The 21,950-nt window shown below is 74.6% G+C and carries 20 protein-coding genes, 1 tRNA gene and 1 pseudogene; 8 read left to right on the forward strand and 14 right to left on the reverse strand.

Features of this window, described 5'->3' with window-relative positions:
* Positions 1-14: 14 nt before the first annotated feature.
* Positions 15-797, reverse strand: coding sequence for a chitosanase (locus tag ACZ6C6_RS31890; RefSeq protein ID WP_469207947.1), 783 nt, complete (start codon positions 795-797; stop codon positions 15-17).
* A gap of 108 nt (positions 798-905) precedes the next feature.
* Here ACZ6C6_RS31890 and ACZ6C6_RS31895 point away from each other — a divergent pair, with 108 nt between their 5' ends.
* Complete coding sequence (locus ACZ6C6_RS31895; protein ID WP_469207901.1) at positions 906-1,589, forward strand: alpha/beta fold hydrolase; 684 nt, start codon at positions 906-908, stop codon at positions 1,587-1,589.
* Between the two features lie 52 nt (positions 1,590-1,641).
* On the opposite strand, the gene ACZ6C6_RS31900 is transcribed toward ACZ6C6_RS31895, so the two are convergent.
* Both ACZ6C6_RS31900 and ACZ6C6_RS31905 read right to left on the reverse strand, forming a co-directional pair.
* The gene (locus ACZ6C6_RS31900) at positions 1,642-2,223 is read right to left on the reverse strand and encodes a TIGR03086 family metal-binding protein (protein WP_469207903.1); all 582 of its coding nucleotides are present in this window, start codon (positions 2,221-2,223) and stop codon (positions 1,642-1,644) included.
* 37 nt (positions 2,224-2,260) lie between these two features.
* Complete coding sequence (locus ACZ6C6_RS31905; protein ID WP_469207905.1) at positions 2,261-3,322, reverse strand: amidohydrolase family protein; 1,062 nt, start codon at positions 3,320-3,322, stop codon at positions 2,261-2,263.
* Positions 3,323-3,468: 146 nt separating this feature from the next.
* Between ACZ6C6_RS31905 and ACZ6C6_RS31910 the strand changes: the two genes are divergently transcribed.
* Complete coding sequence (locus tag ACZ6C6_RS31910) at positions 3,469-4,467, forward strand: fibronectin type III domain-containing protein (protein ID WP_469207907.1); 999 nt, start codon at positions 3,469-3,471, stop codon at positions 4,465-4,467.
* 7 nt (positions 4,468-4,474) lie between these two features.
* Here the strand turns inward: ACZ6C6_RS31910 and ACZ6C6_RS31915 are convergent, their stop codons facing one another.
* From ACZ6C6_RS31915 to ACZ6C6_RS31935, 5 genes are all read right to left on the reverse strand, one after another.
* Positions 4,475-5,674 (reverse strand): vWA domain-containing protein, encoded by a 1,200-nt coding sequence (locus tag ACZ6C6_RS31915; RefSeq protein WP_469207909.1) that lies wholly within the window; start codon positions 5,672-5,674, stop codon positions 4,475-4,477.
* Positions 5,675-5,678: 4 nt separating this feature from the next.
* Positions 5,679-6,893 carry a sigma 54-interacting transcriptional regulator gene (locus ACZ6C6_RS31920; RefSeq protein ID WP_469207911.1) on the reverse strand — a complete coding sequence of 405 codons (1,215 nt, stop codon included), beginning with the start codon at positions 6,891-6,893 and terminating at the stop codon, positions 5,679-5,681.
* Positions 6,890-8,638 carry an ankyrin repeat domain-containing protein gene (locus ACZ6C6_RS31925; protein ID WP_469207913.1) on the reverse strand — a complete coding sequence of 583 codons (1,749 nt, stop codon included), beginning with the start codon at positions 8,636-8,638 and terminating at the stop codon, positions 6,890-6,892. Before ACZ6C6_RS31925 ends, ACZ6C6_RS31920 begins: the two co-directional genes overlap by 4 nt.
* On the reverse strand, positions 8,635-9,771 hold the full coding sequence (locus ACZ6C6_RS31930; RefSeq protein ID WP_469207915.1) for a leucine-rich repeat domain-containing protein: 1,137 nt from the start codon (positions 9,769-9,771) through the stop codon (positions 8,635-8,637). Before ACZ6C6_RS31930 ends, ACZ6C6_RS31925 begins: the two co-directional genes overlap by 4 nt.
* A 24-nt stretch (positions 9,772-9,795) precedes the next feature.
* A tRNA-Cys gene (locus ACZ6C6_RS31935) sits at positions 9,796-9,871 on the reverse strand.
* A 212-nt stretch (positions 9,872-10,083) separates the two neighbouring features.
* On the opposite strand from ACZ6C6_RS31935, the gene ACZ6C6_RS31940 reads away from it, so the two are divergent.
* Complete coding sequence (locus ACZ6C6_RS31940) at positions 10,084-12,372, forward strand: glycosyl hydrolase family 18 protein (RefSeq protein WP_469207917.1); 2,289 nt, start codon at positions 10,084-10,086, stop codon at positions 12,370-12,372.
* Between the two features lie 89 nt (positions 12,373-12,461).
* Here the strand turns inward: ACZ6C6_RS31940 and ACZ6C6_RS31945 are convergent, their stop codons facing one another.
* Complete coding sequence (locus ACZ6C6_RS31945; RefSeq protein WP_469207919.1) at positions 12,462-12,893, reverse strand: hypothetical protein; 432 nt, start codon at positions 12,891-12,893, stop codon at positions 12,462-12,464.
* On the opposite strand from ACZ6C6_RS31945, the gene ACZ6C6_RS31950 reads away from it, so the two are divergent.
* Together ACZ6C6_RS31950 and ACZ6C6_RS31955 are read left to right on the forward strand one after the other, a co-directional pair.
* The gene (locus ACZ6C6_RS31950) at positions 12,884-14,095 is read left to right on the forward strand and encodes a cupin domain-containing protein (protein WP_469207921.1); all 1,212 of its coding nucleotides are present in this window, start codon (positions 12,884-12,886) and stop codon (positions 14,093-14,095) included. The genes ACZ6C6_RS31945 and ACZ6C6_RS31950 overlap by 10 nt on opposite strands.
* A gap of 16 nt (positions 14,096-14,111) precedes the next feature.
* Positions 14,112-15,017 carry a sucrase ferredoxin gene (locus tag ACZ6C6_RS31955; RefSeq protein WP_469207923.1) on the forward strand — a complete coding sequence of 302 codons (906 nt, stop codon included), beginning with the start codon at positions 14,112-14,114 and terminating at the stop codon, positions 15,015-15,017.
* A 67-nt stretch (positions 15,018-15,084) separates the two neighbouring features.
* Here ACZ6C6_RS31955 and aceB read toward each other — a convergent pair whose 3' ends face one another.
* Complete coding sequence (aceB, locus tag ACZ6C6_RS31960; protein ID WP_469207925.1) at positions 15,085-16,704, reverse strand: malate synthase A; 1,620 nt, start codon at positions 16,702-16,704, stop codon at positions 15,085-15,087.
* A 232-nt stretch (positions 16,705-16,936) separates the two neighbouring features.
* Positions 16,937-17,530, reverse strand: a complete 594-nt coding sequence (locus ACZ6C6_RS31965; RefSeq protein ID WP_469207927.1) for a nucleotidyltransferase family protein — start codon at positions 17,528-17,530, stop codon at positions 16,937-16,939.
* A 185-nt stretch (positions 17,531-17,715) separates the two neighbouring features.
* On the opposite strand from ACZ6C6_RS31965, the gene ACZ6C6_RS31970 reads away from it, so the two are divergent.
* Positions 17,716-18,030, forward strand: a complete 315-nt coding sequence (locus ACZ6C6_RS31970) for a DUF5955 family protein (RefSeq protein WP_469207929.1) — start codon at positions 17,716-17,718, stop codon at positions 18,028-18,030.
* Between the two features lie 31 nt (positions 18,031-18,061).
* On the opposite strand, the gene ACZ6C6_RS31975 is transcribed toward ACZ6C6_RS31970, so the two are convergent.
* Complete coding sequence (locus tag ACZ6C6_RS31975; RefSeq protein WP_469207931.1) at positions 18,062-18,694, reverse strand: response regulator; 633 nt, start codon at positions 18,692-18,694, stop codon at positions 18,062-18,064.
* On the reverse strand, positions 18,691-19,893 hold the full coding sequence (locus tag ACZ6C6_RS31980; RefSeq protein WP_469207933.1) for a sensor histidine kinase: 1,203 nt from the start codon (positions 19,891-19,893) through the stop codon (positions 18,691-18,693). The genes ACZ6C6_RS31975 and ACZ6C6_RS31980 overlap by 4 nt, the downstream gene beginning before the upstream one ends.
* Before the next feature lie 109 nt (positions 19,894-20,002).
* Between ACZ6C6_RS31980 and ACZ6C6_RS31985 the strand changes: the two genes are divergently transcribed.
* Together ACZ6C6_RS31985 and ACZ6C6_RS31990 are read left to right on the forward strand one after the other, a co-directional pair.
* Positions 20,003-21,076 carry an ABC transporter permease gene (locus ACZ6C6_RS31985; RefSeq protein WP_469207935.1) on the forward strand — a complete coding sequence of 358 codons (1,074 nt, stop codon included), beginning with the start codon at positions 20,003-20,005 and terminating at the stop codon, positions 21,074-21,076.
* Positions 21,073-21,753 (forward strand): ABC transporter ATP-binding protein, encoded by a 681-nt coding sequence (locus ACZ6C6_RS31990; RefSeq protein WP_469207937.1) that lies wholly within the window; start codon positions 21,073-21,075, stop codon positions 21,751-21,753. Before ACZ6C6_RS31985 ends, ACZ6C6_RS31990 begins: the two co-directional genes overlap by 4 nt.
* A gap of 107 nt (positions 21,754-21,860) precedes the next feature.
* On the opposite strand, the pseudogene ACZ6C6_RS31995 reads toward ACZ6C6_RS31990, so the two are convergent.
* Positions 21,861-21,950 (reverse strand): annotated as a pseudogene (locus tag ACZ6C6_RS31995) (winged helix-turn-helix domain-containing protein); the annotation flags it as partial.

Consider the following 21,950-nt stretch of genomic DNA (forward strand, 5'->3'; position numbering starts at 1 on the left):
CGACGGGCCCCAGGCTACGGGCCCTTGATCTCGTAGCTGTCCCCGTACACCTTCCAGGCCAACGGCGGGTCCAGATCCAGGTTGCCCTTGTCCAGAAATACGCGTTGCGCGGTCTCGACCCGGCTGGTGTCGCTGTGCGAGGGCTCCTCGCGGATCGCGTCGACGCGGGCGTCGAGGAAGGCGTCGAGATACGCGGTCTCGTCACCGCCGTCGGCGGGGGTCCTGGCCGCGTCGAGCGCCTGGCTCCGGATCGTACGGAAACCGGTGGTGCCGTCCGCGTCGGCCTCACCGTGCATCACATACGCGTCGTAGTAGGCGAACTGGCCCAGGGTGCCCAGCCCGTCCTGCTTCGCCCGGCGCACCGCCGGATCGAAGTACGAGGCGTCCCGCTCGGCGTCCTGCGCCTCCCGGAACCTCGTGTCGCGCGCCGCCTCGGCCCAGGCCCGGGTGAACGGGGAGCCGAGCCCGGTGTGCGCGTCGCTGCCCTTGACCTTCCGGAGCGCGGGCAGGAACCGTGCCAGCGCGTTGCCCGGCCGGGACTCCGTGTACCGCTCCACGACCCGGAGCATGTCGCCGGTGCCGGAGCAGAAGCCGATGATGCCGCCCGTGTAGCCGCGGCCGTCGCCGATGTCCTCGATGTAGCCGTACTGCGCCTTCCAGTCCAGCGTGGAGTTCTCCGCGCTGGAGACGAGCCGCATGGCGATGTCCTTCTTCACCGGGGCCGCGAGCCCGTCCGCCCGGCCCTTGCCGGACGAATCCCCGGCCTGGGCGCAGCCGGAGAGCGTGGTGGCGGACATCAGGAGGGCGGCGAGCGGGGTGACCAGGACGCGCGGGGTGAGCTTCACCGTTCCAGCCTGCCAGGCCAGAGGCGTGTTCCCGGCGCATTCGGCGGTAGCGTCGGGGGCATGGATGATCAGTCTGTGGTGGATGTCGGCGACGTGCGGCTGGCGTACCGGAGCTGGGGCGACCCGTTCGGGTCCCCCGTCGTACTGCTGCACGATCTCGGCGCGAGCGCGGCGAGCTGGGAAGCGGCCGGGAGCCTGCTGGGGCGGGAGTGGCGGGTGTACGGAATCGACCTGCGCGGCCACGGGGAGAGCGACTGGCCCGACGCGTACTACCTGGAGCTGATGCGCGACGACGTGCTCGGGTTCCTGGACGAGTGCGAAGTGGACCGGGCCGGTGTGGTCGGCCACGGCATGGGCGGGGTCGTCGCCCACCTCCTCGCCCAGGAGCACCCGGACCGGGTGGAGCGGCTGGTGCTGGTGGAGACCCCGCCGCCGTTTCCCGGGGCGGCGGGCCCGGCCGTCGAGCCGGACGGGCCCGCCGACTACGACGAGGCGGTGCTCGCGTCGGTCAACGGCGAGCTGGCGGACCCGGATCCGGAGTGGGCGCGGGGCCTCGGCGAGATCGTCGCGCCGACACTGATGCTGGCGGGCGGACCGGCGAGCACGATGCCGCAGGGGCGCCTCCAGGACATGGCGTCGATGATCCCCGACTGCCACCTGGTCACGATCGGCGGCGGGCACCGGCCGCACGAGGCCGATCCGGAGCAGACGGCGCAGCGGATCACAGAGTTCTTCACGAGCTGAGGGGGCGGGCACGCTCCGGCGCGGGCGCCGAGGGAGCGCGCCCTCGGCTCCCTCAGGCCCCGGGCTGCCAGTCCGGCCGCCGCCCGCCCCTGGCCACCGCCCGGTCCAGCAGCGGCGCGTCGTCCGCGACCGGTACCGGCGGCCCGAACGGGGAGGGTCCGTCTCCCGGGTCGGCCAGCAGGGCGAGTGTGTTGCGCAGGTGGGCCTCGTCGGCGTCGAAGGGCTGCCCGGTCGCCTTCGCGAGGTCCCAGCCGTGCAGCACCAGCTCGTTGAGCGCGACCATCCCCGCGACCTGGCCGGGCAGGTCCACGCCGCCCGCCCTGGTCATGCCCTCCCAGGCGTCGGGGGCGCGCCAGGCGTCCACCATCCCGTCGAGCGCCGCGGGCAGCGTGGTGCGCCAGCCGGACGCGAGGACGCCGGTCTCCACGGAGGGCGCCGAGTCGGCGGCCGGTCCCGGCTCCTTGCGGGCGGCGTCGCGGAAGGCGACGGCCAGGCCCTCGATATGGGCGAGCAGGGCGCCCACGGTCACACCGGGGCACGGGGTCGTGGCCCCCAGCGCGCCGTCGTCCACGGCGTCGAGCTGTGCGGTGATCCGGCGTGCGGCCGGTCCGAGGTCGAGCGGTTGTGTGTCCATACCAGTGCAGACTGCCGGACCGCCGCTCACTCATCGGTCAGCGCACCACGTGTCCCCGCAGAACGATCCGGCTGGGGTGGTCGAGCACCGCCGGATCGGCGGTCGGGTCCTTGTCGTAAGCGACGAGGTCGGCCGGCGCCCCGTCCACCAGACCCGGCAGGCCGAGCCAGGCCCGGGCCGTCCAGGACGCCGCGCCGAGCGCCGCCTCGGCCGGCAGCCCGGCCCGGAGCAGCCGGGACGCCTCGCTCGCGACGGTCCCGCAGGGGAACGAATCGGTGCCGGCCAGCACCGTGACGCCCGCCTCGTGGGCGGCCCGGACGTTGCCGGACATGCCCTCCCAGCCGGACAGCCACAGATCGCGGCGCACGCTGGGCTCCCGCGCCCTCATCGCGTCCACGCCCCTGGCGAACGCCGCCAGCGTCGGGACGAACGCCGTGCCCTGCGCCGCCATCCGGTCCAGCAGCCCGGGGTCCAGATGCATGCCGTGCTCCAGGCTGTCCGCCCCCGCGAGGACCGCGTTGCGGCTGCCCTCGGCGGTCTGGCAGTGCACCGCGACCTTTCCGCCCGCCGCGTGGACGGCGGTCACCACCTCGGTGAGCAGGGAGAGCGGCACCGCGGGCTCGTCCAGCCGCCAGTCCCCGACGACCTTGCACCAGCCGGACGAGGCGGCGGACTCCTCCACGGCGGCCCGGATGAGTTCCGCCTCGCTCACGTCCCGGCCGAAGCCGGGGAAGAACCGCCCGGGGGTGGCCAGCCACCGGCCCGCCGAGGTGACCCGGGGCAGCTCCGGATCGTCGTCCACCCAGGCCGGCATCCGCGCGGCCGTGCCCGGTGTGCGGACGGCGAGGACCCCGGCGTCGCGGTGCGCGCGCAGCTGTTCACGCAGCAGCTCCTCGCTGAAGGGCTCGCTCGTGTCGGTGGCCCCGGGGTGCGTGTGTACGTCGACCAGCCCGGGCAGCAGCCAGCCGCCGTCGACCACGGTCTCGGCGTGCCGCCCCGCGAAACCGCCCGGCGGCGCACCCTCGCGCAGCACCCCGCCCTCGATCCAGAAGGCCCGTTCCTCGCGTTCCGGCAGCACCACACCTCGCACGCACAGCATCCTCCGACGGTACGTCAGGCGCCCGACTGCCCAACGGGCGGGGCACACCGGCACATTGCGGAAGGTTCGGCTCCGGGCTCTTGTGTGCGGGGGCCGACGCATGCGATACAGGTCTGGACCATTGCTTCCGGACGGAAGGCACCACCGTGCGATCCCCTCACACGCGTCGCGCGCCGGCTTGCGCCGCCGCCCTGCTCCTCGCCGCACTCGCCACCGCCTGCGGCTCCGGCTCCGGTTCCGGCTCCGAGGACCACGGGGACACCAGCAGGCCCACCGCACCGCGCGGGGTCACGGTGCAGGCGAGCAGCGCCACCTCCGCGCACGTGATGTGGAAGGCCGCCACCGACGACACGGCCGTCACCGGCTACGAGGTCTACCGGGAGGGCAAGAAGGTCAAGGCCGTTCCCGCGTCCAAGGTGATGATCGACGTGGAGGGGCTCACCGCGTCGACCGCGTACAGCTTCACCGTCCGCGCCCGCGACGCCGCCGGCAACCTCTCCGCGCCCAGCGCGGCCGTCCGCGTCACCACCCCCGCCCCCACGCCCGCCGACCACGGGCCGCCCACCCGGCCGGTGAAACTGCGCGGCAAGGCCGACGGCAACCGGGCCGCCACCCTCTCCTGGGGCGGATCCACGGACGACGTCGGCGTCACCGCGTACGACGTCTACCAGGAGGGCACCCGCATCCACACCGTGCCGGGCACGGGAACCACGGCACGGCTGACCGGGCTGCGCCCCGGCACGGCCTACACCTTCACCGTGCGGGCCCGCGACGCCGCGAACACCTCCTCGCCCGACAGCAACGCCTTCCACCTCACCACCGCGTCGGCCCCCGGCGCCCCGGCGAGCACCGCACCCACCGGCCTACGGGCCAGGACCAAGGTCCAGGGCAAGGAGTACGCCGTCGACCTGGAGTGGGCACCGCCCAAGGCGTACGGCGAGATCCGCACGTACCAGCTGTACCTGGACGGCAAGATGACCACCACCATCGCCTGGGGCGACGAACCGCCCACCGCACGGGCGACCTACCAGTACACGACCACCGAACCGCGCGGCACCAGTCACGCGATCACGCTGCGCGCCCAGCTGCCCGACGGCAAGTGGGGCGACTTCTCGGACCCGCTCACGGTGGTGCTCGGACGGTGAGGCCGCGTCAGAGGGGGACCCGGACCGTCTCGATCCACGACGGCGGCTGCGGGGCGTCCGTTCCGATGAGCGCGGCGACGATCCGGGACGAGGGCGGCTCGTCGGGCCACGGGGTGTACCCGTCGGTGAGGACCACCACGATGCCGGGGCGCTCCGGGGCGGCCAGGGCCCTGGCGATGCCCACCCGCATGTCGGTGCCGCCGCCCCCGCCCAGCGCGACCTGGTCGGCGGAGGTCACCCGCGAGACGGCGTGCACATCGGCGTCGCAGGCCAGCACGGAGACCCGGTTGCCCCGGATGCCCACCTCCCGGAGGACCCCGGTGACCTCGCCCAGCGCGGCCGCCAGTTCGTCGTCGCCCATCGAGCCCGAGGTGTCCACCACGACGGCCACCCGGGGCAACGGGCGGCGCAGTGTCGGCAGGACGACGCCGCGCAGGGCCGCGCTGCGCCGGGACGGGCGGCGGTAGGTGTAGTCCACGGCCCCGGAGGCCCAGGCCGCCGCCTCCCGTACCGCACCGGCGAGCGCCTGCCGCCAGTCCACGACCGGTTCCAGGACCTCTTCGGCCCACCGCCGCCAGCCCGCCGGAAGGGTGCCCCGGGTGCGCTGGTGGGCCCGCATCGTCTCGGCCGTACGCCTCCGCAGCGCCTCCGCCTCCGTCGTGCCCAGCGGGGGCGGTCCCTCCGCACCGGGCAGCTCCCACGGCTCGGGGCGGCCGTGCGCGCCCGAACCGCAGTTGTGCGGCGGCGGCCCCGGCGGCAGCGCGGGCAGGTACGTCTCGAAGAGCTGACCGGCCGGCAGCCCGAAGAGCCCCGGCTCCACCCGCCCTTCCGGCAGCGCCAGTCCGTCGCTGATCAGGTCGTCGTTGATCTCGCAGTCCTGGGCGACGTTGACCCGGTGCGCGTCGCGCTGGTCGGCCGCCGGGAGCCGGGCCGCACGGCCGTGGTGGTCGCGCAGCAGATGGGCGACCTCGTGCACCCACACCCCGGCCAGCTCGGCCACCGGCGTCCGCGCCACGAAGGCGGGCGACACATAGCACCGCCAGTGCCGGTCCACGCCCATGGTCGGTACCCGGTCGCTCTCCACCACCGACAGCGCGTACAGCGCCGTCGCGAGATAGGGGCGGTCGCTCGCCGCCCGGTACCGCGCGGCGAGCAGCTTGGTGTGGTCCAGCAGGAGCCTCGCGGGTCGTCCCTCCGGTACGGACACGGGCTCAGCCGCTGCCCGGCAGCGCGCCGGAGAGCTGGAGGAGTTCCAGGAAGGCGTCGATGCCCTCCGGCACCGGCCAGTCGGGCTGCCGCATCGACGCCAGGTCCACCGCCGCCCGCGCCGCCACATCCGGGACGCCCGCCGCGACGGCCTTCGCCAGCACCGCCCAGCCCGCCTCCCAGCGGGGCCGGGTCGGCTCGGCCTGGACCGCGGCCACCACCGCGATCAGGAACGCCAGTTGCCGGTCGCCGCGCTCGGGCAGCGCGAAGGCGTCCGGATCGGCCAGCACCCGGTCCGGGTCGGGCAGGTCCAGGTTCTCCAGGTACGACAGGAGCTCGATGCCCGCCCCGTCCCCGACGGCCCCCGCGAGGGCGGCGGCGACGGCGTCCCGGCCGGTGCCGGTCGCGTAGCCGGTGGCGAGCAGCCGCAGCGCCATGTCCCAGGTCCGGGGCGACGGCCAGGCCCCGCCCCGGCCCTCCGCGTCGGCCGGGAGGTGGTGCACCAGACCCGGGCGCGCGGTGAGGAATCCGGAGACCGCGCCCCGGGCCCGGGCCACCGCACCGGCGGTCCGGGCGGGATCGACCACGGGGACGGGCGCCTCGGGCCAGGTGCCGGCCATGCCGCGTGCCACGGTGCGCGGGTCGTGCGTCCAGCGCAGGTGCACGAAGCGGTTGGCGAGCGGAGCGCTCAGGTGCCAGCCGTCCGCCGCGCTCGACGGCGGATTGGCCGCCGCGACGATGCGCACGGCGGCGGGGAGCTTCAGGCTGCCCACCCGGCGTTCCAGGACGACCCGCAGCAGGGCCGCCTGCACGGCCGGGGGAGCGGACGACAACTCGTCGAAGAACAGCAGCCCCTGGCCCTTGCGGGCGAGCCGGACCGCCCAGTCAGGCGGCGCCATCGGGACCCCGGTGGTGGCCGGGTCGTCCCCGACGACGGGCAGCCCCGCGAAGTCGGACGGCTCGTGCACGCTGGCGATGACCGTCTCCAGGTCCAGGCCGAGGCCCGCCGCGAGCTGTTCGAGCCCCGCCGACTTCCCGATCCCCGGCTCGCCCCAGAGCAGCACCGGCTGATTGGCCGTCACCGCCAGGGCCAGCGCTTCGAGCTGGGGATCGGCGACCGTCTCGGTCCGGGTGGCGCGCAGCCGCCGGTCGAGCGCGTCGGCCGCGTCCAGGGGATGCGGCGGCGCCTGTGCGGGGACGCCGGGGGCCACGGTGCTCACGCGTCCTCACCTTCCTCTTCCTCGTCGGCGTCGGAGTCGGCGTCGTCCTCGTTCCACTCGTCCCACCACTCCGCGCCCGCGTCCGGGTGCTCCTTCAGCACCCGTTCCGCGAGGAACCTCAGATCGGACCGCCGGTACTTGCGGATCATCTGTTCCAGCGAGAGTTCCGTCTGGTCGCTGACATCGATCCGGGCGCCCGCGTCGAGCAGGTCCCGGACGAGTGCCGCCGTCCCGCGCCCCGAGACGGCGACGCTCAGCGGGGTGCGCTGGCGGTGGTCCCTGGCCTCCAGGTCGAGGCCGGCCGCCAGCAGCCGGGGGAGCAGCACGGTGTGGTCGAGCAGGGGCAGGACGTGGAGCAGCGTGTGCCTGCCGCCGTCCCGGAGGTGCGGGTCGACGCCCGCGTCCAGCAGCGCCAGGACCCCCGCCGTGTCGCCGTGCTGGGCGCGCAGGAAGAGGTCGCGCCGCTGGGCGGCCAGCGCCCTGGGCAGCCGGCCCGTCCCGGTGCGGCAGGCGTGCTCCACGGCGAAGCAGCCGGTGACCGCCCCGCCGAACGCGCGCAGGGCGCTCTCGCGCTGCCGTTCCTGCGCGGTGTGCGGGGAGTCCAGCGTCCCGTCCCGGAAGCGGACCTCGTGCCAGTCGCCCCGGCAGCGCACCCGCACCGGCGCGGGCGGGGCGACCCCGGGCGGACCGGACGGCCCCCGGTGGTCCGGGAAGAGCGACCGTGCCACCAGCGGATGCAGGTCCGCCGGGGTCAGCACGCCGTCGCTGAGCAGGTCCAGGTCGGGCAGCCTGCGCCAGAGCGCCTCGGGAAGGAAGGCCGCGCCCGTGGCGGCGTCGCGGTTGACGACCTTGATCCGCAGCCGGCCGCCGAGGCCGGGTCCGGTGAAGTCGAGCAGGACGCGGGCCCGCCAGTCGTGGCCGATCTGGAACCGTTCCGCCGTGCCGAGCGCGGCGAACCGGTGCACCTCCGCCGCCAGCCGGGGCACGTCCAGCGCGAGACGGGCCACGATCGTCTCGGGGGCGGTCCGGTAGTACGCGGGCATCTCCGGCGGCTCCGGGTCCCACTCGATTCCGGCCGCGGCCAGCGCCTCCGCCACGCGGCCCTCGTGGTGCAGCAGATTCAGCCACTCGGCGCGGGCCACCTCGTCGCCGGGGCCGGGGTCGCCGTGCGGCAGCCGGGCCACCGGAAGCGGTGAGCCGTCGGCGGCGAGGAACGGCAGCCGGTCCGCGCCGCCGGCCCGTGCGCGCAGTTCGTGCGCCCGGCTCGCGCGCCAGAGGTGCCCGAGCGACCGCCAGTCGTCGGTGAGGCCGGCCGAGTCCCGGCGCCGCGGCGGGCCGAACCGGAGCGGCACGCGCTGGGGGCCGTCGACCATGGGCGGGGTGGACATGTGGAGGAAGGCGTCCGGCGCGGAGCCGTAGCCCGCGAGGAGCACGGTCCGTTCGGTCGCCAGGGTCGAGCGGCCCGCGAGCATCCGGGGCAGGTGCCAGCGCAGCAGGTCCGGCACCAGGTCCCGGAGGTCGGCGAGGAGGGCTTCGGCGACCTCGGTGCCGTACCGGGCGGAGACCACGTCCGGGTCGACGCGCACGTCGAAGCCGGCCGCCGCGCAGGCCCCGCGCCAGTCGCCGGCCTCCCGCAGCGCGGCGGACTGCTCGATCACGGAGCGCGGCACGGCGTAGCGCCGGACCTGGCGCCAGCTGGACGCCTCCTGCGAGGACAGGAACAGCCGGACGTCCCGCGGGCTCACCGGTACAGGCTCCTGACCGCGCGCAGATCGGCGTGTGCCCCGCTGTCCGGCCGCAGCAGCGCCGCGAAGGACCGCTTCACCCGGCGAGGCAGCCCGGGGCCCAGGCCCACGTACTCCAGCCGGGACGCGGGTGCGACGGCGGCGAGCAGGGTCTTCGCACCGCGGCCGGTCAGCCCGGTGTGGCTGAGTTCGAGGCGGCGCAGCGGACTGCCCGGCAGTGCCTCGGCCAGCGCGTGCGCCCCGAGGTCCCCGGTGGCGTTGGGCGGGGCGCCCAGGCTGCGTTCCGAGGGCGGCCGTCCCAGGTCGAGCGTCTCGATCCCGTCGAGCGCACCGGCCAGGGCGCGGGCTCCTTCGGGTCCGATGCCGTTGCCGCCCAGGCCGAGCCGGATCGGGCGGGCGGGGTCGGCGGCGCCCGCGAGGACGGCCGCACCCTCGTCGCCGAGGTGGTTGGACGGCAGGTAGAGCTCCCGCACCCCCGCGTCCAGGATCAGCCGGGCCAGCAGCGGGGCGGCGTCGGCGCCCAGGCCGTTGCCGCCGAGGAAGAGCCGTTCGACGGGGCGCGGACGGGTGCTCAGGACGTCGAGCAGGGCGGCCAGACCGTCGGCCGTGACCCCGGTGTTGACCAGGTCGAGGGTGCGCAGGGCGGTGTCGCGGCGCAGCATCGGGACCAGGGCGCGGACGCCCGCGTCGCCGAGGGGGTTGCGCTTGAGCCAGAGGGCCCGGACGGTGGCGTCGTCGGCCAGGGCGGAGGCGAGGGCGGTGGCCCCGGCGACGCCGATGCGGTTGCAGCCGAGGTAGAGGGTGTGCAGCCCGTGCCCGGACCCGGCCGTCGCCGCGGCCACGGCCGAAGCACCCTCGTCACCGAGGGAGTTGGTGCCGAGCAGTACGTGGATGGCGTGCGGGGAGCGGGCGACGGCGGGCATGACCCGGGCGGCACCTGACGCGCCGAGCCCCTGCTTGCACAGGTCGACCCGCCCGTCGGCGCGCAGCGCGCCCAGCGGAAACGTCTCGTCCGCCCCCACGGCCTCCGCCCCCGCCAGGCGGTCGAGCAACGGCCCGAGCAGCGCCGGATCGGCGAGAGGCAGGTCCGGATGTTCAATGGCCGGACAGCGCACCGGCATCGGCTGCGACATCACTTACCCCCGTCTGTGAAAAGGTGGCAAGACCGGTCGGATTCGAACCGACGTCCTCCAGCTTGCTGCTAGGGCGCGACGACCTCTGCGCTACAGCCTTGCCGTCGGTGATCCTAACCACGAAGGCGATCAATTCGCACACCTGCACCAACGGGCGCGGGGGTGCGCGCGGCGGGACCGCTCGCGAATCTCAAGTGGTCTGTACCTATTGACGACTTGGTCCAGACCAATTACCTTCCCGTGTGCTCCATGGCACGACATCCGCACCTCCCCGAGGACCGCCTCACCGGTCCCTGCCGTAAGGGAGAAACCATGTTCGAGCACATGCCGCTCAGACGGAGAACGGCGACCGCACTGCTCGCCGTTCTCGGCCTCCTCCTCACGCTCCTGTCCCTGCAGGCCGTCCCCGCGCACGCGGCGGGCAAGCTCACGGCGACCTTCACCTCCGCCGACAACGGCCCCTGGTGGAAGGGCACCTACGTCCTGCGCAACGACACGGACATCGCCGTCACCGGCTGGAGCCTGGAGTTCGACCTGCCCTCCGGGGTCGCGATCCAGTCCTCGTACAACGGGACCACCACCACCCAGGGCAGCCACATCACCGCCGTCAACGCGCACTACAACGGCACGGTCGCCGCGCACAGCAGCACCGAGCCGTACAGCTTCTGGTTCGTCGCCACCGGCCCGATCACCGCGCCGACCGGATGCAGGATCAACGGTGACAAGTGCGACGGCTCCGCCGACGCGCCCCCCGGTGCGCCCGGGGGGCTGAAGCAGACCGACGTCACCGCCCGTACCGCGACGCTGTCCTGGACGGCCGCCACCGCGGGCGACTTCCCCGTGGCCTCGTACGACATCCTCGCGGGCGGCAAGGTCGTCGGCTCCGCCACCGCGGCCACCTCCGCCACCGTCACCGGCCTGACCCCGGCCACCGCCTACGCGTTCACCGTCCGGGCCAAGGACACCCGGGGCAACGTCTCCGCCGAGAGTGCCCCGCTGACCGTCACGACCGTCGACCCGGCCACCGACACCTCGGCCCCGACGGCCCCCGGCGCCCTGCGCGCCACCGCCACCGACTCCTCGTCCGTGACGCTCGCCTGGACCGCGTCGACGGACAACCAGCGCGTCGCCGCGTACGACATCTACCGGGGCTCCGCGCTGGCCACCACGGTCTCCGGCACCACGACCACCGCGACCGTCGGGGGCCTGTCGCCCTCCACCTCGTACACCTTCACGGTGAAGGCCCGCGACGCCGCCGACAACGCCTCCCCGGCGAGCAGCGCACTCACGGTGAAGACCGACGACATCGTCGGGGCGGGGAACTACGCGAAGGTCGGCTACTTCGTCCAGTGGGGCATCTACGGCCGCCAGTACTTCGTCAAGAACCTGGAGACCTCCGGAGCCGCCGGCAAGCTCGACATCGTCAACTACGCCTTCGCCAACATCGACCCCAACAACCTCACGTGCCTCAACGGCGTCACCAAGGGCACCACCGCCGACCCCCAGGACCCCGAGCAGGGCACCGGCGCGGGTGACGCGGACGCCGACTACGCCCGTCCGTTCAGCGCCGCCCAGTCCGTGGACGGGGTCGCGGACGACGGCTGGGCCAAGCTGCGCGGCAACTTCAACCAGCTGAAGAAGCTCAAGAAGCTCCACCCCGACCTGAAGATCGTCGTCTCGCTCGGCGGCTGGACGTACTCCAAGTACTTCTCCGACGTGGCCGCCACCGACGCGGCCCGCAAGAAGTTCGTCTCCTCCTGCATCGACATGTACATCAAGGGCAACCTGCCCGAGTACAACGGCGCGGGCGGCCCGGGCAGCGCGGCCGGGATCTTCGACGGCTTCGACATCGACTGGGAGTGGCCGGGCACCGGCACCGGGCACCCCGGCAACCACTACTCGCCCGACGACAAGGACAACCTGACCCTGCTGCTGGCCGAGTTCCGCAAGCAGCTCGACGCGCTGGGCGGCGGCCACCGCCTGCTCACCGCCTTCACCCCCGCCGACCCGCAGAAGATCGACGAGGGCTGGGACCTCTCCAAGGTCTTCGACTCGCTCGACGTGGCCAACGTCCAGGGCTACGACTTCCACGGCTCCGGCAGCGACAACTCCTGGGAGCCGAACCGCACCGGCCACCAGGCCAACCTCTACAACGACACGCAGGACCCGTACGACTTCCACTTCAGCGCCGACAGTGCCATCAAGGCGTACACCGACGCGGGCGTCGAACCCCGCAAGCTGACCCTCGGCATCCCGTTCTACGGCCGGGGCTGGCAGGGCGTCACCGACGGTGGCGTCGCGGGCGAGTGGCAGCCGGCGGGCGGGGCCGCCCCGGGACAGTTCGCCGAGGAGGCCGGCACCCGGGGCTACTCGAACCTCATCGGCGCCTATCCGACGATGACGGTCCATCACGACGAGCAGTCCGTCTCGACGTACGGCTACACCGGCAGCCAGTGGTGGTCCTTCGACGACACCTGGTCCATCGGCAAGAAGACGGACTACGTGAAGGACAAGGGGCTGCTCGGCGTCATGGTCTGGGAGATGTCGGGCGACACCACCCAGGGCACGCTGATGAGCGCCCTGGACAACGGGCTGAAATAGCCTGTTACCGGTTCATTTCCCTCAAATCGAGACTTACCGCCCATAGCGGTAGGCTGGTCGCGGCGGTGCCCCCGTGGCACCGCCGTGCCTCACCACCGGGCTCTCTCACGGGTCCGGCCCCAGCCGTTCGACGCGCGGGAGGAACCATGACCAGCCCCGAGCAGGACCCGAACCAGCAGGAAGGCCCCGCGGACGGTGGCGCGGCGGGCACGCCGGGCGTCCACGACGGCGGCGCCGACGGCGCGGCCGAGGGCCCTGCGGACGGTGGCGCGGCGGGTACGCCCGGCGTCCATGACGGCGGTGCGGACGGCGGCGCCGACGGCGGCGCGGACGGCGGCGCGGACGGTGGTGCCGACGGCGGCGCCGAGGGCCCTGCGGACGGTGGCGCGGCCGGTACGCCGGGCGTCCACGACGGCGGCGCTGACGGTGGCGCCGAGGGTCCGGCCGACGGCGGTGCCGCAGGCACTCCCGGTGTCCAGGACGGCGGGGCCGACGGCGGCGCGGGCCGTTCTTGAGCACATCCCCGACCCGTGTCCAGGGCCCCCGGGCCGCGAGCGCGGCCCCCGGGGTCCTGGAGTCACGCCTGACGCCCGGCACGGACCGGGCCGTGTTCGCCCGGGACTTCTGGGGCCGCGAGGCGTTGCTCACCCGGCGGGCCGGTGACTTCTCCGACCTCTTCCCCGCCGCCGCCGTGGACGAACTCGTCTCGCGGCGCGGACTGCGTACGCCGTTCCTCCGCGTCGCCAAGAACGGTGCCACGCTCCCCGACGCCTCGTTCACCTCGCCCGCCGGAGTGGGCGCCACCATCGGTGACCAGGCCGACGACACCGCCCTGTGGCGGGAGTTCGCCGACGGCGCCACCCTCGTCCTGCAGGCGCTCCAGCGCACCTGGGCCCCCGTCGGCGACCTCACCGCGGCGCTCGCCGCCGAACTCGGTCACCCGGTGCAGGCCAACGCCTACGTCACCCCGCCGCAGAACCGCGGCTTCGACGCCCACTACGACGTGCACGACGTGTTCGTGCTCCAGACCGAGGGCACCAAGCGCTGGATCGTCCACCGCCCCGTGCACCCCGCCCCGCTGCGCGACCAGCCCTGGACCGACCACCGCGACGCCGTCGCCGAGGCCGCCGGGGGCGAACCGCACCTCGACACCGTGCTCGGGCCGGGCGACGTCCTCTACCTGCCGCGCGGCTGGCTGCACGCCGCCGAGGCGCAGGGCGAGGTCTCCGTCCACCTGACGCTCGGCGTCCACACCTGGACCCGGTACGCGCTCGCCGAACAGCTGATGCGCGCCGCGCTCGCGGAGCTGCGCGAGGACCCCTGGATGCGCGGCTCCCTGCCGCTGGGAGTGGCGGACCCGGACGAGGAGACCGCTCCGGTACGCGAACGGCTCACCGCGGCCCTCGCCGGCGCCGACCCCGCCCCGCACTTCCACCGCACCCGGCGCGCCCAGGCCCGCCCCGCACCGCTCGGCCCGCTCGCCCAGCTCGCCGCCGTCAACGGCCTGGCCCCCGGCACCCCGGTCCGCCTCCGGGGCGCGCTGGAGGCCCGGCTGGAGGGCCGCCGCCTGGTCACCCGGGTCGGCTGGCTGGACTTCCCGGACGCGGACCTGCCCGCCCTGGCCCGGCTGCTCGCCGGTGAGGTGCGCATCGCCGCCGACCTCGGCCTCGCCTGCGCGGGGAGGCTGCTGCGCGCCGGTGTCCTCGTCCCGGCCGCTCAGTGAGCCCGGAACGCCTCCGGTGACAGCGGAACGCTTCTTCTGCGCCGACGCCGCCCGGGCCCGCGGCGACGCGCTCCCGGGCACCGCCCCGTACGGCCTGGTCTGGGTCCTCGTGGAGTACCACGCGCCCTGGCCGGCCAACGGCTACGACGGCCTCGCGCTCGACCCCGTGCCGAAGTCCCTGCTCTACGAGGCGGCCCGGGCGGTGCGCGCCCGCATCCTCCTGATCCGCCGCCACGGCCGCCGCCCTCCGGACGCGGGCCCCCGGCGCTGGGCCGTCCTGCGCCACGACGGCACCGGCGCCCACCGCCAGCAGTGGGGGACCTGGGAGCGCGACGAGGACCTGGCCCGCGTCGCCGACGTACTCGAAGCGCCCGGGGAGCACGGGGAGACGGGGCTCCCGACCGTCGTCCTCGTCTGCACCCACGGCCGCCACGACACCTGCTGCGCGGTGCGCGGACGCCCGGTGGCAGGCGCGCTGAGCGAGCGGTGGCCCGGCCTGGTGTGGGAGTGCACCCACGTGGGCGGCGACCGCTTCGCCGCCAACGTGCTCGTCGCCCCCGACGGCGTCTACTACGGCGGCCTGGACGCCGCTTCGGCCGTCACCGCGGTCGAACAGCACCTCGCGGGCCGCGTCCACGCCACGCACCTGCGCGGGTACACCGACCTCTTCCCGGCCCAGCAGGCGGCCGTCGCCGCGGTGCTCGCCCGCTTCGGCCCGGCGGGCCGCCACGACTACACGGTCACCGGCACCTCCAGGGCCGGACAGCACTGGCTGATCCGCGTCACCGGCCCGCCGCCCCGCGCGACCGCGTACGACGTGGAGGTCACCGCACACCGCGCCCCGCCGCACCAACTGACCTGCAACGGACCGGCGACGAGCGCGGCCATGGTCCACGAGGTGACCGCGATCCGCGTCGGCTGAACGCGAAGACCCCGCGCCCCCGGAGGCGTACACCGGGGGCGCGGGGCTCATGTGGAGCGGGCGGACGTCAGCGCAGCCGCTCGTACGCCGGGAGGGTCAGGAAGTCCGCGTAGTCCTGGTCCAGGGAGACCTGGAGGAGGAGGTCGTGGGCCTCCTGCCACTGGCCGGCGGCGAAGGCCTCGTCGCCGATCTCCGCGCGGATCGCGGCCAGTTCCTCGGCGGCGACCTCGCGGGCCAGCTCCGCCGTGGCGTGCTCGCCGTTCTCGAAGACCACGTCCGCGTTGATCCACTGCCAGATCTGCGAGCGCGAGATCTCGGCGGTGGCCGCGTCCTCCATCAGGTTGAAGATGGCGACCGCGCCCATGCCGCGCAGCCACGCCTCGATGTAGCGGATGCCGACGGCGACGGCGTTGCGCAGGCCCTCGTACGTGGGCTTGGCGTGCAGGGTGTCGATGGCGATCAGGTCGCCGGCCGCCACGGAGACGTCCTCGCGCAGGCGCTCCTTCTGGTTCGGCTTCTCGCCGAGGACCGCGTCGAAGGAGGCCATGGCGATCGGGACGAGGTCCGGGTGGGCGACCCAGGAGCCGTCGAAGCCGTCGTTCGCCTCGCGGTCCTTGTCGGCCTTGACCTTCTCGAAGGCGACCTTGTTGACCTCGGCGTCGCGGCGGGACGGGATGAAGGCCGCCATGCCGCCGATCGCGTGCGCGCCGCGCTTGTGGCAGGTGCGGACGAGGAGTTCGGTGTACGCCCGCATGAACGGGGCGGTCATCGTCACCGCGTTCCGGTCCGGCAGGACGAACTTGGCGCCGCCGTCGCGGAAGTTCTTCACGATGGAGAAGAGGTAGTCCCAGCGGCCCGCGTTCAGCCCGGAGGCGTGGTCGCGCAGCTCGTACAGGATCTCCTCCATCTCGTACGCGGCGGTGATCGTCTCGATCAGGACCGTGGCGCGGACGGTGCCCTGCGGGATGCCCAGCTCGTCCTGCGCGAAGACGAAGATGTCGTTCCAGAGGCGGGCCTCCAGGTGCGACTCCGTCTTCGGCAGGTAGAAGTACGGGCCCTTGCCGAGGTCGATGAGGCGCTGGGCGTTGTGGAAGAAGTACAGGCCGAAGTCGACCAGCGCGCCGGGCACGGGGGTGCCGTCGAGCTGGAGGTGGCGCTCGTCCAGGTGCCAGCCGCGCGGGCGGGTGACGACGGTCGCCAGCTCGTCGGCCGGCTTCAGCGCGTACGACTTGCCGGACTTCGGGTCGGTGAAGTCGATGGAGCGGTTGTACGCGTCCATCAGGTTGAGCTGGCCGAGGACGACGTTCTCCCAGGTGGGCGCGGAGGCGTCCTCGAAGTCGGCGAGCCAGACCCTGGCGCCCGAGTTCAGGGCGTTGATGGTCATCTTGCGATCGGTCGGACCGGTGATCTCCACCCGGCGGTCGTTCAGCGCGGCCGGGGCCGGCGCGACCTTCCAGGAGTCGTCCGCACGGATCGCCGCGGTCTCCGGCAGGAAGTCCAGCGTGGAGGTGCGGGCGATCTCGGCGCGGCGCTCACCGCGGCGGGCGAGCAGCTCGTCGCGCCGGGGCGTGAACCGGCGGTGCAGCTCGGCCACGAACGCGAGGGCCGCGGGGGTCAGGACCTCGTCCTGCCGGGGCAGGGGCTCGGCATCGACGATGGCCAGCGAGGACGGCGCTGGTGCGGACATGAGCTGTCACTCCTTCAGCGGGCGGTGCGGACGGCGTCACGGCCGCCGGGCCGCCCGATTCGGCACGGCGTGCCAGGGCTCCGGGATACGGCTGTGGCCGCCGTCTGAGGTGCAGAGGGCTTCTGAACAGTGGATAGTAGTTTCCTCATGGTGGAAGTTCAATGGTTTGTTGATATCGAGATTCTTCGGGTCGACAGACCGGCCCGCGTGTGGGCGCAGCGTGCCAGGACGCTCACTCCAGGTGTGAAAGGTCCGCCGGAGTGTCGATGTCGTACGCCTGTGCCACGTCGCCGCACTCCACGAGCGTCAGCGCCGCCCGGTGCGCCCGGAGATAGGCCCGCGCCCCCTGGTCGCCCACCGCACCCGCCGCGACGTCCGTCCACCGGTCCGCCCCGAACAGCACCGGATGCCCGCGTTCCCCCGCGTACGAGGCCGCCGCCAGGCTCGTCCGGTCCCGGTACGCCGCGCCCACCCGGGCCACCGCCTCCGCCCCGATCCCCGGCTGGTCGACCAGCAGGACGAGCGCCGCGTCCGCGCCCGTACCCGCGAGCGCGTCCAGCCCCGTCCGCAGCGACGAGCCCATGCCCTCGGTCCACTCCGGGTTGACGCTCACACCGCAGCCGTCCAGCCGGGCGCGGGCCCGCACCTCGTCGGCCGAGGCGCCGAGCACCACCCGGACCGGTCCGCAGCCGCCCTCGCGCAGCGTGCGCACCGCGTGCTCGACGAGCAGTCCGCCACGGTGTTCCAGCAGGGCCTTCGGGCGTCCGCCGAGCCGGCGGCCCCCGCCCGCGGCGAGCAGCAGTCCGGCGATCTGTGCGTGTGTCATGCCGCCTGGATACCCCACGGCGGCCGCTCCCGCCCACCGCCTCGTACCTCTGCGGCGCGTGTTACGTACGCGGAGTGGCGCCCAGCACCTTTTATGGCGTTAACTTGCCCGCATCCCCGGACACTTGACCACGGTCCCGGGACCGTTCGGAACGACACCGGCACAAGGACGTGCGAGGGGGAGCTTTGTTGAAGAGCGTCGGGCAGGAGCGGGTGACCGCCAGCGGTGAGGACCCCAGGGTGGCGGAGCTGCGTACCGCGGTCTCCCGGCTCCGGCGGGCCCTGGCAGGGCATCCCGGGCAGTTCCCCGACCGGGTCATCGCCGAGGACGAGCTCGCCGCGCTGGACGCGATGGCGTTGAGCGGGGCACCCGAGATCCCCCGGCTGCGCCGCTCGCTGCTGCTCATCGCCGGGGCGATCGGCTCGGTCAGCGCACTGGCCGCGGCCCTGCGTGACGTCCGGGTCGCCGTCGACCTCTTCGGTGAGCCGCCGCAGCGCTGAACGGGCGGGGCGGCCGGCGGCTCCGGTGGTCTCAGCGGCGGATGAGCCTGCGGGCCGTGGCCGCCGCCACGGCCGCCGTGCGCGAGTCGACGCCGAGCTTCGCGTAGATGTGCACCAGATGGGACTTCACGGTCGCCTGGCTGAGGAAGAGCCGCTTGCTGATCTCCGCGTTCGACAGGCCCTCGCCGACCAGTCGCAGCACTTCCAGCTCGCGCTTGGTGAGCGCCTGGGCGGGGGTGCGCATACGGTCCATCAGCCGGTGCGCCACGGCCGGGGCCAGCGCCGAGCGCCCGGCCGCCGCCGTGCGGACCGCGGCCGCCAGCTCCTCGGGCGGCGCGTCCTTCAGCAGATAGCCCGCCGCGCCCGCCTCGACCGCCGCCAGGATGTCCGCGTCGCTGTCGTAGGTCGTCAGGATCAGCACCCGGGGTGCGTCCGGCGCGGCCGTGATCGCCGCCGTGGCCTGCGAGCCGTGCATCCCGGCGCCGAACTGGAGGTCCATCAGCACGACGTCCACCCCGCCGGCCGCCGCCCGGGCGACCGCCTCCTCGGCGGTGGCGGCCTCCGCGACGACCCGGAAGTCCGGCTCGGTGTCCAGGACGGCCCGCAGCCCCGCCCGTACCACCGGATGGTCGTCGGCGAGCAGCAGCCGGACGGGCCCGCTCATGCCGCCTCCCGCCCGGCCCGGCCCACCGGCAGCGGGAGCGTCAGCGCGACGGCGGTGCCCTGGCCGGGCGCCGACTCGACGCTCAGGGTGCCGCCGAGCGAGCGGGCCCGGGAGCGCATCGCGGGCAGCCCGAAGCCGCCGGACTCCGTGGCGCCTGCCCTCGCGACGTCCTGCGCGAAGCCGCGTCCGTCGTCCACCACATCCAGCGACACCGACGTGTCCATGAAGCTCAGCGTGATCTCCGCCCGCCCCGCCCCGGCGTGTTGCACGGTGTTGGCCAGCGCCGACTGGGCGGTCCGCAGCAACGCCACCTCGTACGGCGTGGGCAGCTCGACCGGTGTGCCGCTGACCGCGAACCGCACGGTGAGCGCGGGCGTCGTGGCGCGGGCCGACAGCCGTTCCAGCGCGGCCGTCAGGGAGCCGTTCGCCAGGTCGGGCGGGGTCAGCGCGCGGACGAAGCGGCGTGCCTCGGCGAGGTTGTCCTGCGCCGCCTCGCGCGCCCGGTGCACATGGGCGGCGGCCGGGGCATCCCCGGGCAGCGCCCGTTCGGCGGCGCGCAGCAGCAGCTGGATGGAGGACAGGCCCTGGGCGAGGGTGTCATGGATCTCCCGGGCCAGCCGCTCGCGTTCCGCCAGCGTGCCCGCGGTGCGCTCCGCCTCGGCCAGCTCCGCACGGGTCGCGACCAGCTCCTCGATGAGCTCGCGGCGGCGCTCGCTCTCGTGGAACAGCGCCTGGTAACCGAGGACCGTGGCGACGGCGACGGCCGCGCCGAGCAGCGGACCGATGAACGTGCCGGGGGTGACCGCCTGCCCGTGCAGCAGGAAGCTCGCGATGGCGGCGGCCGCCGTCACCGCCACGGCGGGCAGGCCCCAGCGCGTCGGCAGCAGATGCAGCTGGAGGAAGTAGAGCGGGAAGGCCACCCACAGCGCGTCCGGTGACAGCACCAGCAGCGCCGCCCACAGCACCCCGAGCACCGCCAGCCACCCCGCGCCCGCCCGGGTCCCCGGCTGCACGGACCTGGCCGCCGCGCCCGCCCCGTACACGGCCGCCAGCACCCCGGCGACCGTCGTCACCGCGCCGGGGTGCGGGACACCGGCGGTGAACGCCTTGACGGCGGTGAGCGCCAGCAGGCCGAGCATCAGCCCGTGCAGACACAGCCGCAGCGCGGCGGCGACGGGGGGATGGACACGCGTTTCCATGATGTTCCAGCCTAGGCGCGGCCCGCCCCGGGCCGGTCAATCGAAAGGTTGATGTCGTGACCAGCCCAGGGGCGATGTTTCCGGGGCAGGGGGAGACGACGCTGGATCCATGTTCGTCGCATGGAGAGACCTACGGTTCGCCAAGGGCCGGTTCGCCCTCATGGGCACGGTGATCGTGCTGATCACCCTGCTCGTGGGCCTGCTGTCCGGCCTGACCGCCGGGCTGGCCCGGGAGAACACCTCGGCCGTCACCGGGCTGAACGCCGACCACCTGGCTTTCGCCGCCCCGCCGGACGGCCGGTCGGTGTCCTTCACCGATTCGGCCGTCGGCGAGGCCGCCGTACGCGCCTGGGCCGGGCGGCCCGGCGTGGAGTCCGCGCACCCGCTCGGCATCCGGACCCTGAACGCCACCGCCGGAACGGGGGAGCGCACCGCCGCCGTCTCCGCGTTCGGCGTCGAGCCCGGCAGCGGCCTGGCGCCCGCCCGGGTCGGCCCCGGTGAGGTGGTGCTCTCGCGCGGGGGCGCCGACGAGCTGGGAGTGAGCCCTGGCGACCGGCTGACCCTGGGCGGCCGGGAGGCCACCGTGTCCGCCGTCGCGGGCGACGCCTCGTACAGCCACACCCCGGTCGTGTGGACCGACCTCGCCGACTGGCGGCGGTCCGGAAGCGGGGACGGGCGCGCCACCGTGATCGCCCTCACCACCACCGGCGCCGCCGATCTGGCCGCGGGCGACAGGGCGGCCGGCACCCGCACGCTGTCGCTGGACGACTCGCTGACCGCGATCGGCTCCTACCAGGCCGAGAACGGCTCCCTCCAGCTGATGCGCGGCTTCCTCTTCGCCATCTCCGCCCTGGTCATCGGAGCCTTCTTCACCGTCTGGACGATCCAGCGCAGCGGTGACGTCGCCGTGCTCAAGGCGCTGGGCGCCTCCACCCCGTATCTGCTCCGGGACGCGCTCGGGCAGGCCGTCGTGATGCTCGCCGTCGGTACGGGTCTGGGCACCGCCCTCGCCTCCGGCATCGGCGCCCTGGTCTCCGGCGGGGCCGTGCCGTTCGTCCTGGACGCGGCGACGGTCCTCGTCCCGGCCGCCGTGATGATCGCCCTCGGCGCGGCCGGGGCCGCCCTGTCCATCCGGCGGATCACCGCCGTCGACCCGCTCACCGCGCTCGGGAGTGCCCGATGACCCTCACGCTCACCGATGTCACCCTCACCTACCCGGACGGCGACGGGCGGCTCACGGCGCTGGACCGCGTCACGCTCGACGTGCCCGCGGGCACCCTCACCGCCGTCGTCGGCCCGTCCGGCTCCGGCAAGTCCAGCCTGCTCGCGGTGGCGGCGACCCTGGTCACCCCGGACGACGGCGCGGTGGTCGTCGCCGGTACGGACACCACGGGGCTGGGGCGCGCGGAGAAGGCGGCGCTGCGGCGGGAGCGCGTCGGCATCGTCTTCCAGCAGCCCAACCTGCTTCCGTCCCTGACCGCGGTCGAACAGCTCCAGGTCATGACCCATCTGTCGGGCGGCCGGGCCGGGGCGGCCAGGGCCCGGGCGCTCGGCCTGCTCGATGCGGTCGGTCTCGCCGGGCAGGCCGGCCGCAGGCCCCACCAGCTCTCCGGCGGGCAGCGCCAGCGGATCAACATCGCGCGGGCCCTGATGAACGACCCGGCCCTGCTGCTCGTGGACGAGCCGACCAGCGCCCTGGACCACGAACGCGGCGCGGCCGTCCTGGACCTGCTGGTGACGCTGACCCGGCAGCGGTCCACGGCGACGGTCCTGGTCACGCACGACCGCGCCCACCTGGACCGCGTGGACCGGACGGTCACGATGCTGGACGGCCGCCTGACGGCCCCGGCGCTCACCTGAAACGGGGGCGGGGGGGGGGGCCCCCCCCCCCCGCGCGCCCCCCCCCCCCCGGGGGGCGGCCCCCCCCCCCCCCCCCCCCCCCCCCCCCCCCCCCCCCCCCCCCCCCCCAGAGGTCCGAAGCGGTAGCCGAAGCCTCGGACCGTCTGGATGTAGCGGGGGCTGCCCGGGACGTCCTCGATCTTCTGGCGGAGGCGGCG

The organism is Streptomyces sp. NPDC041814, from assembly GCF_055590565.1.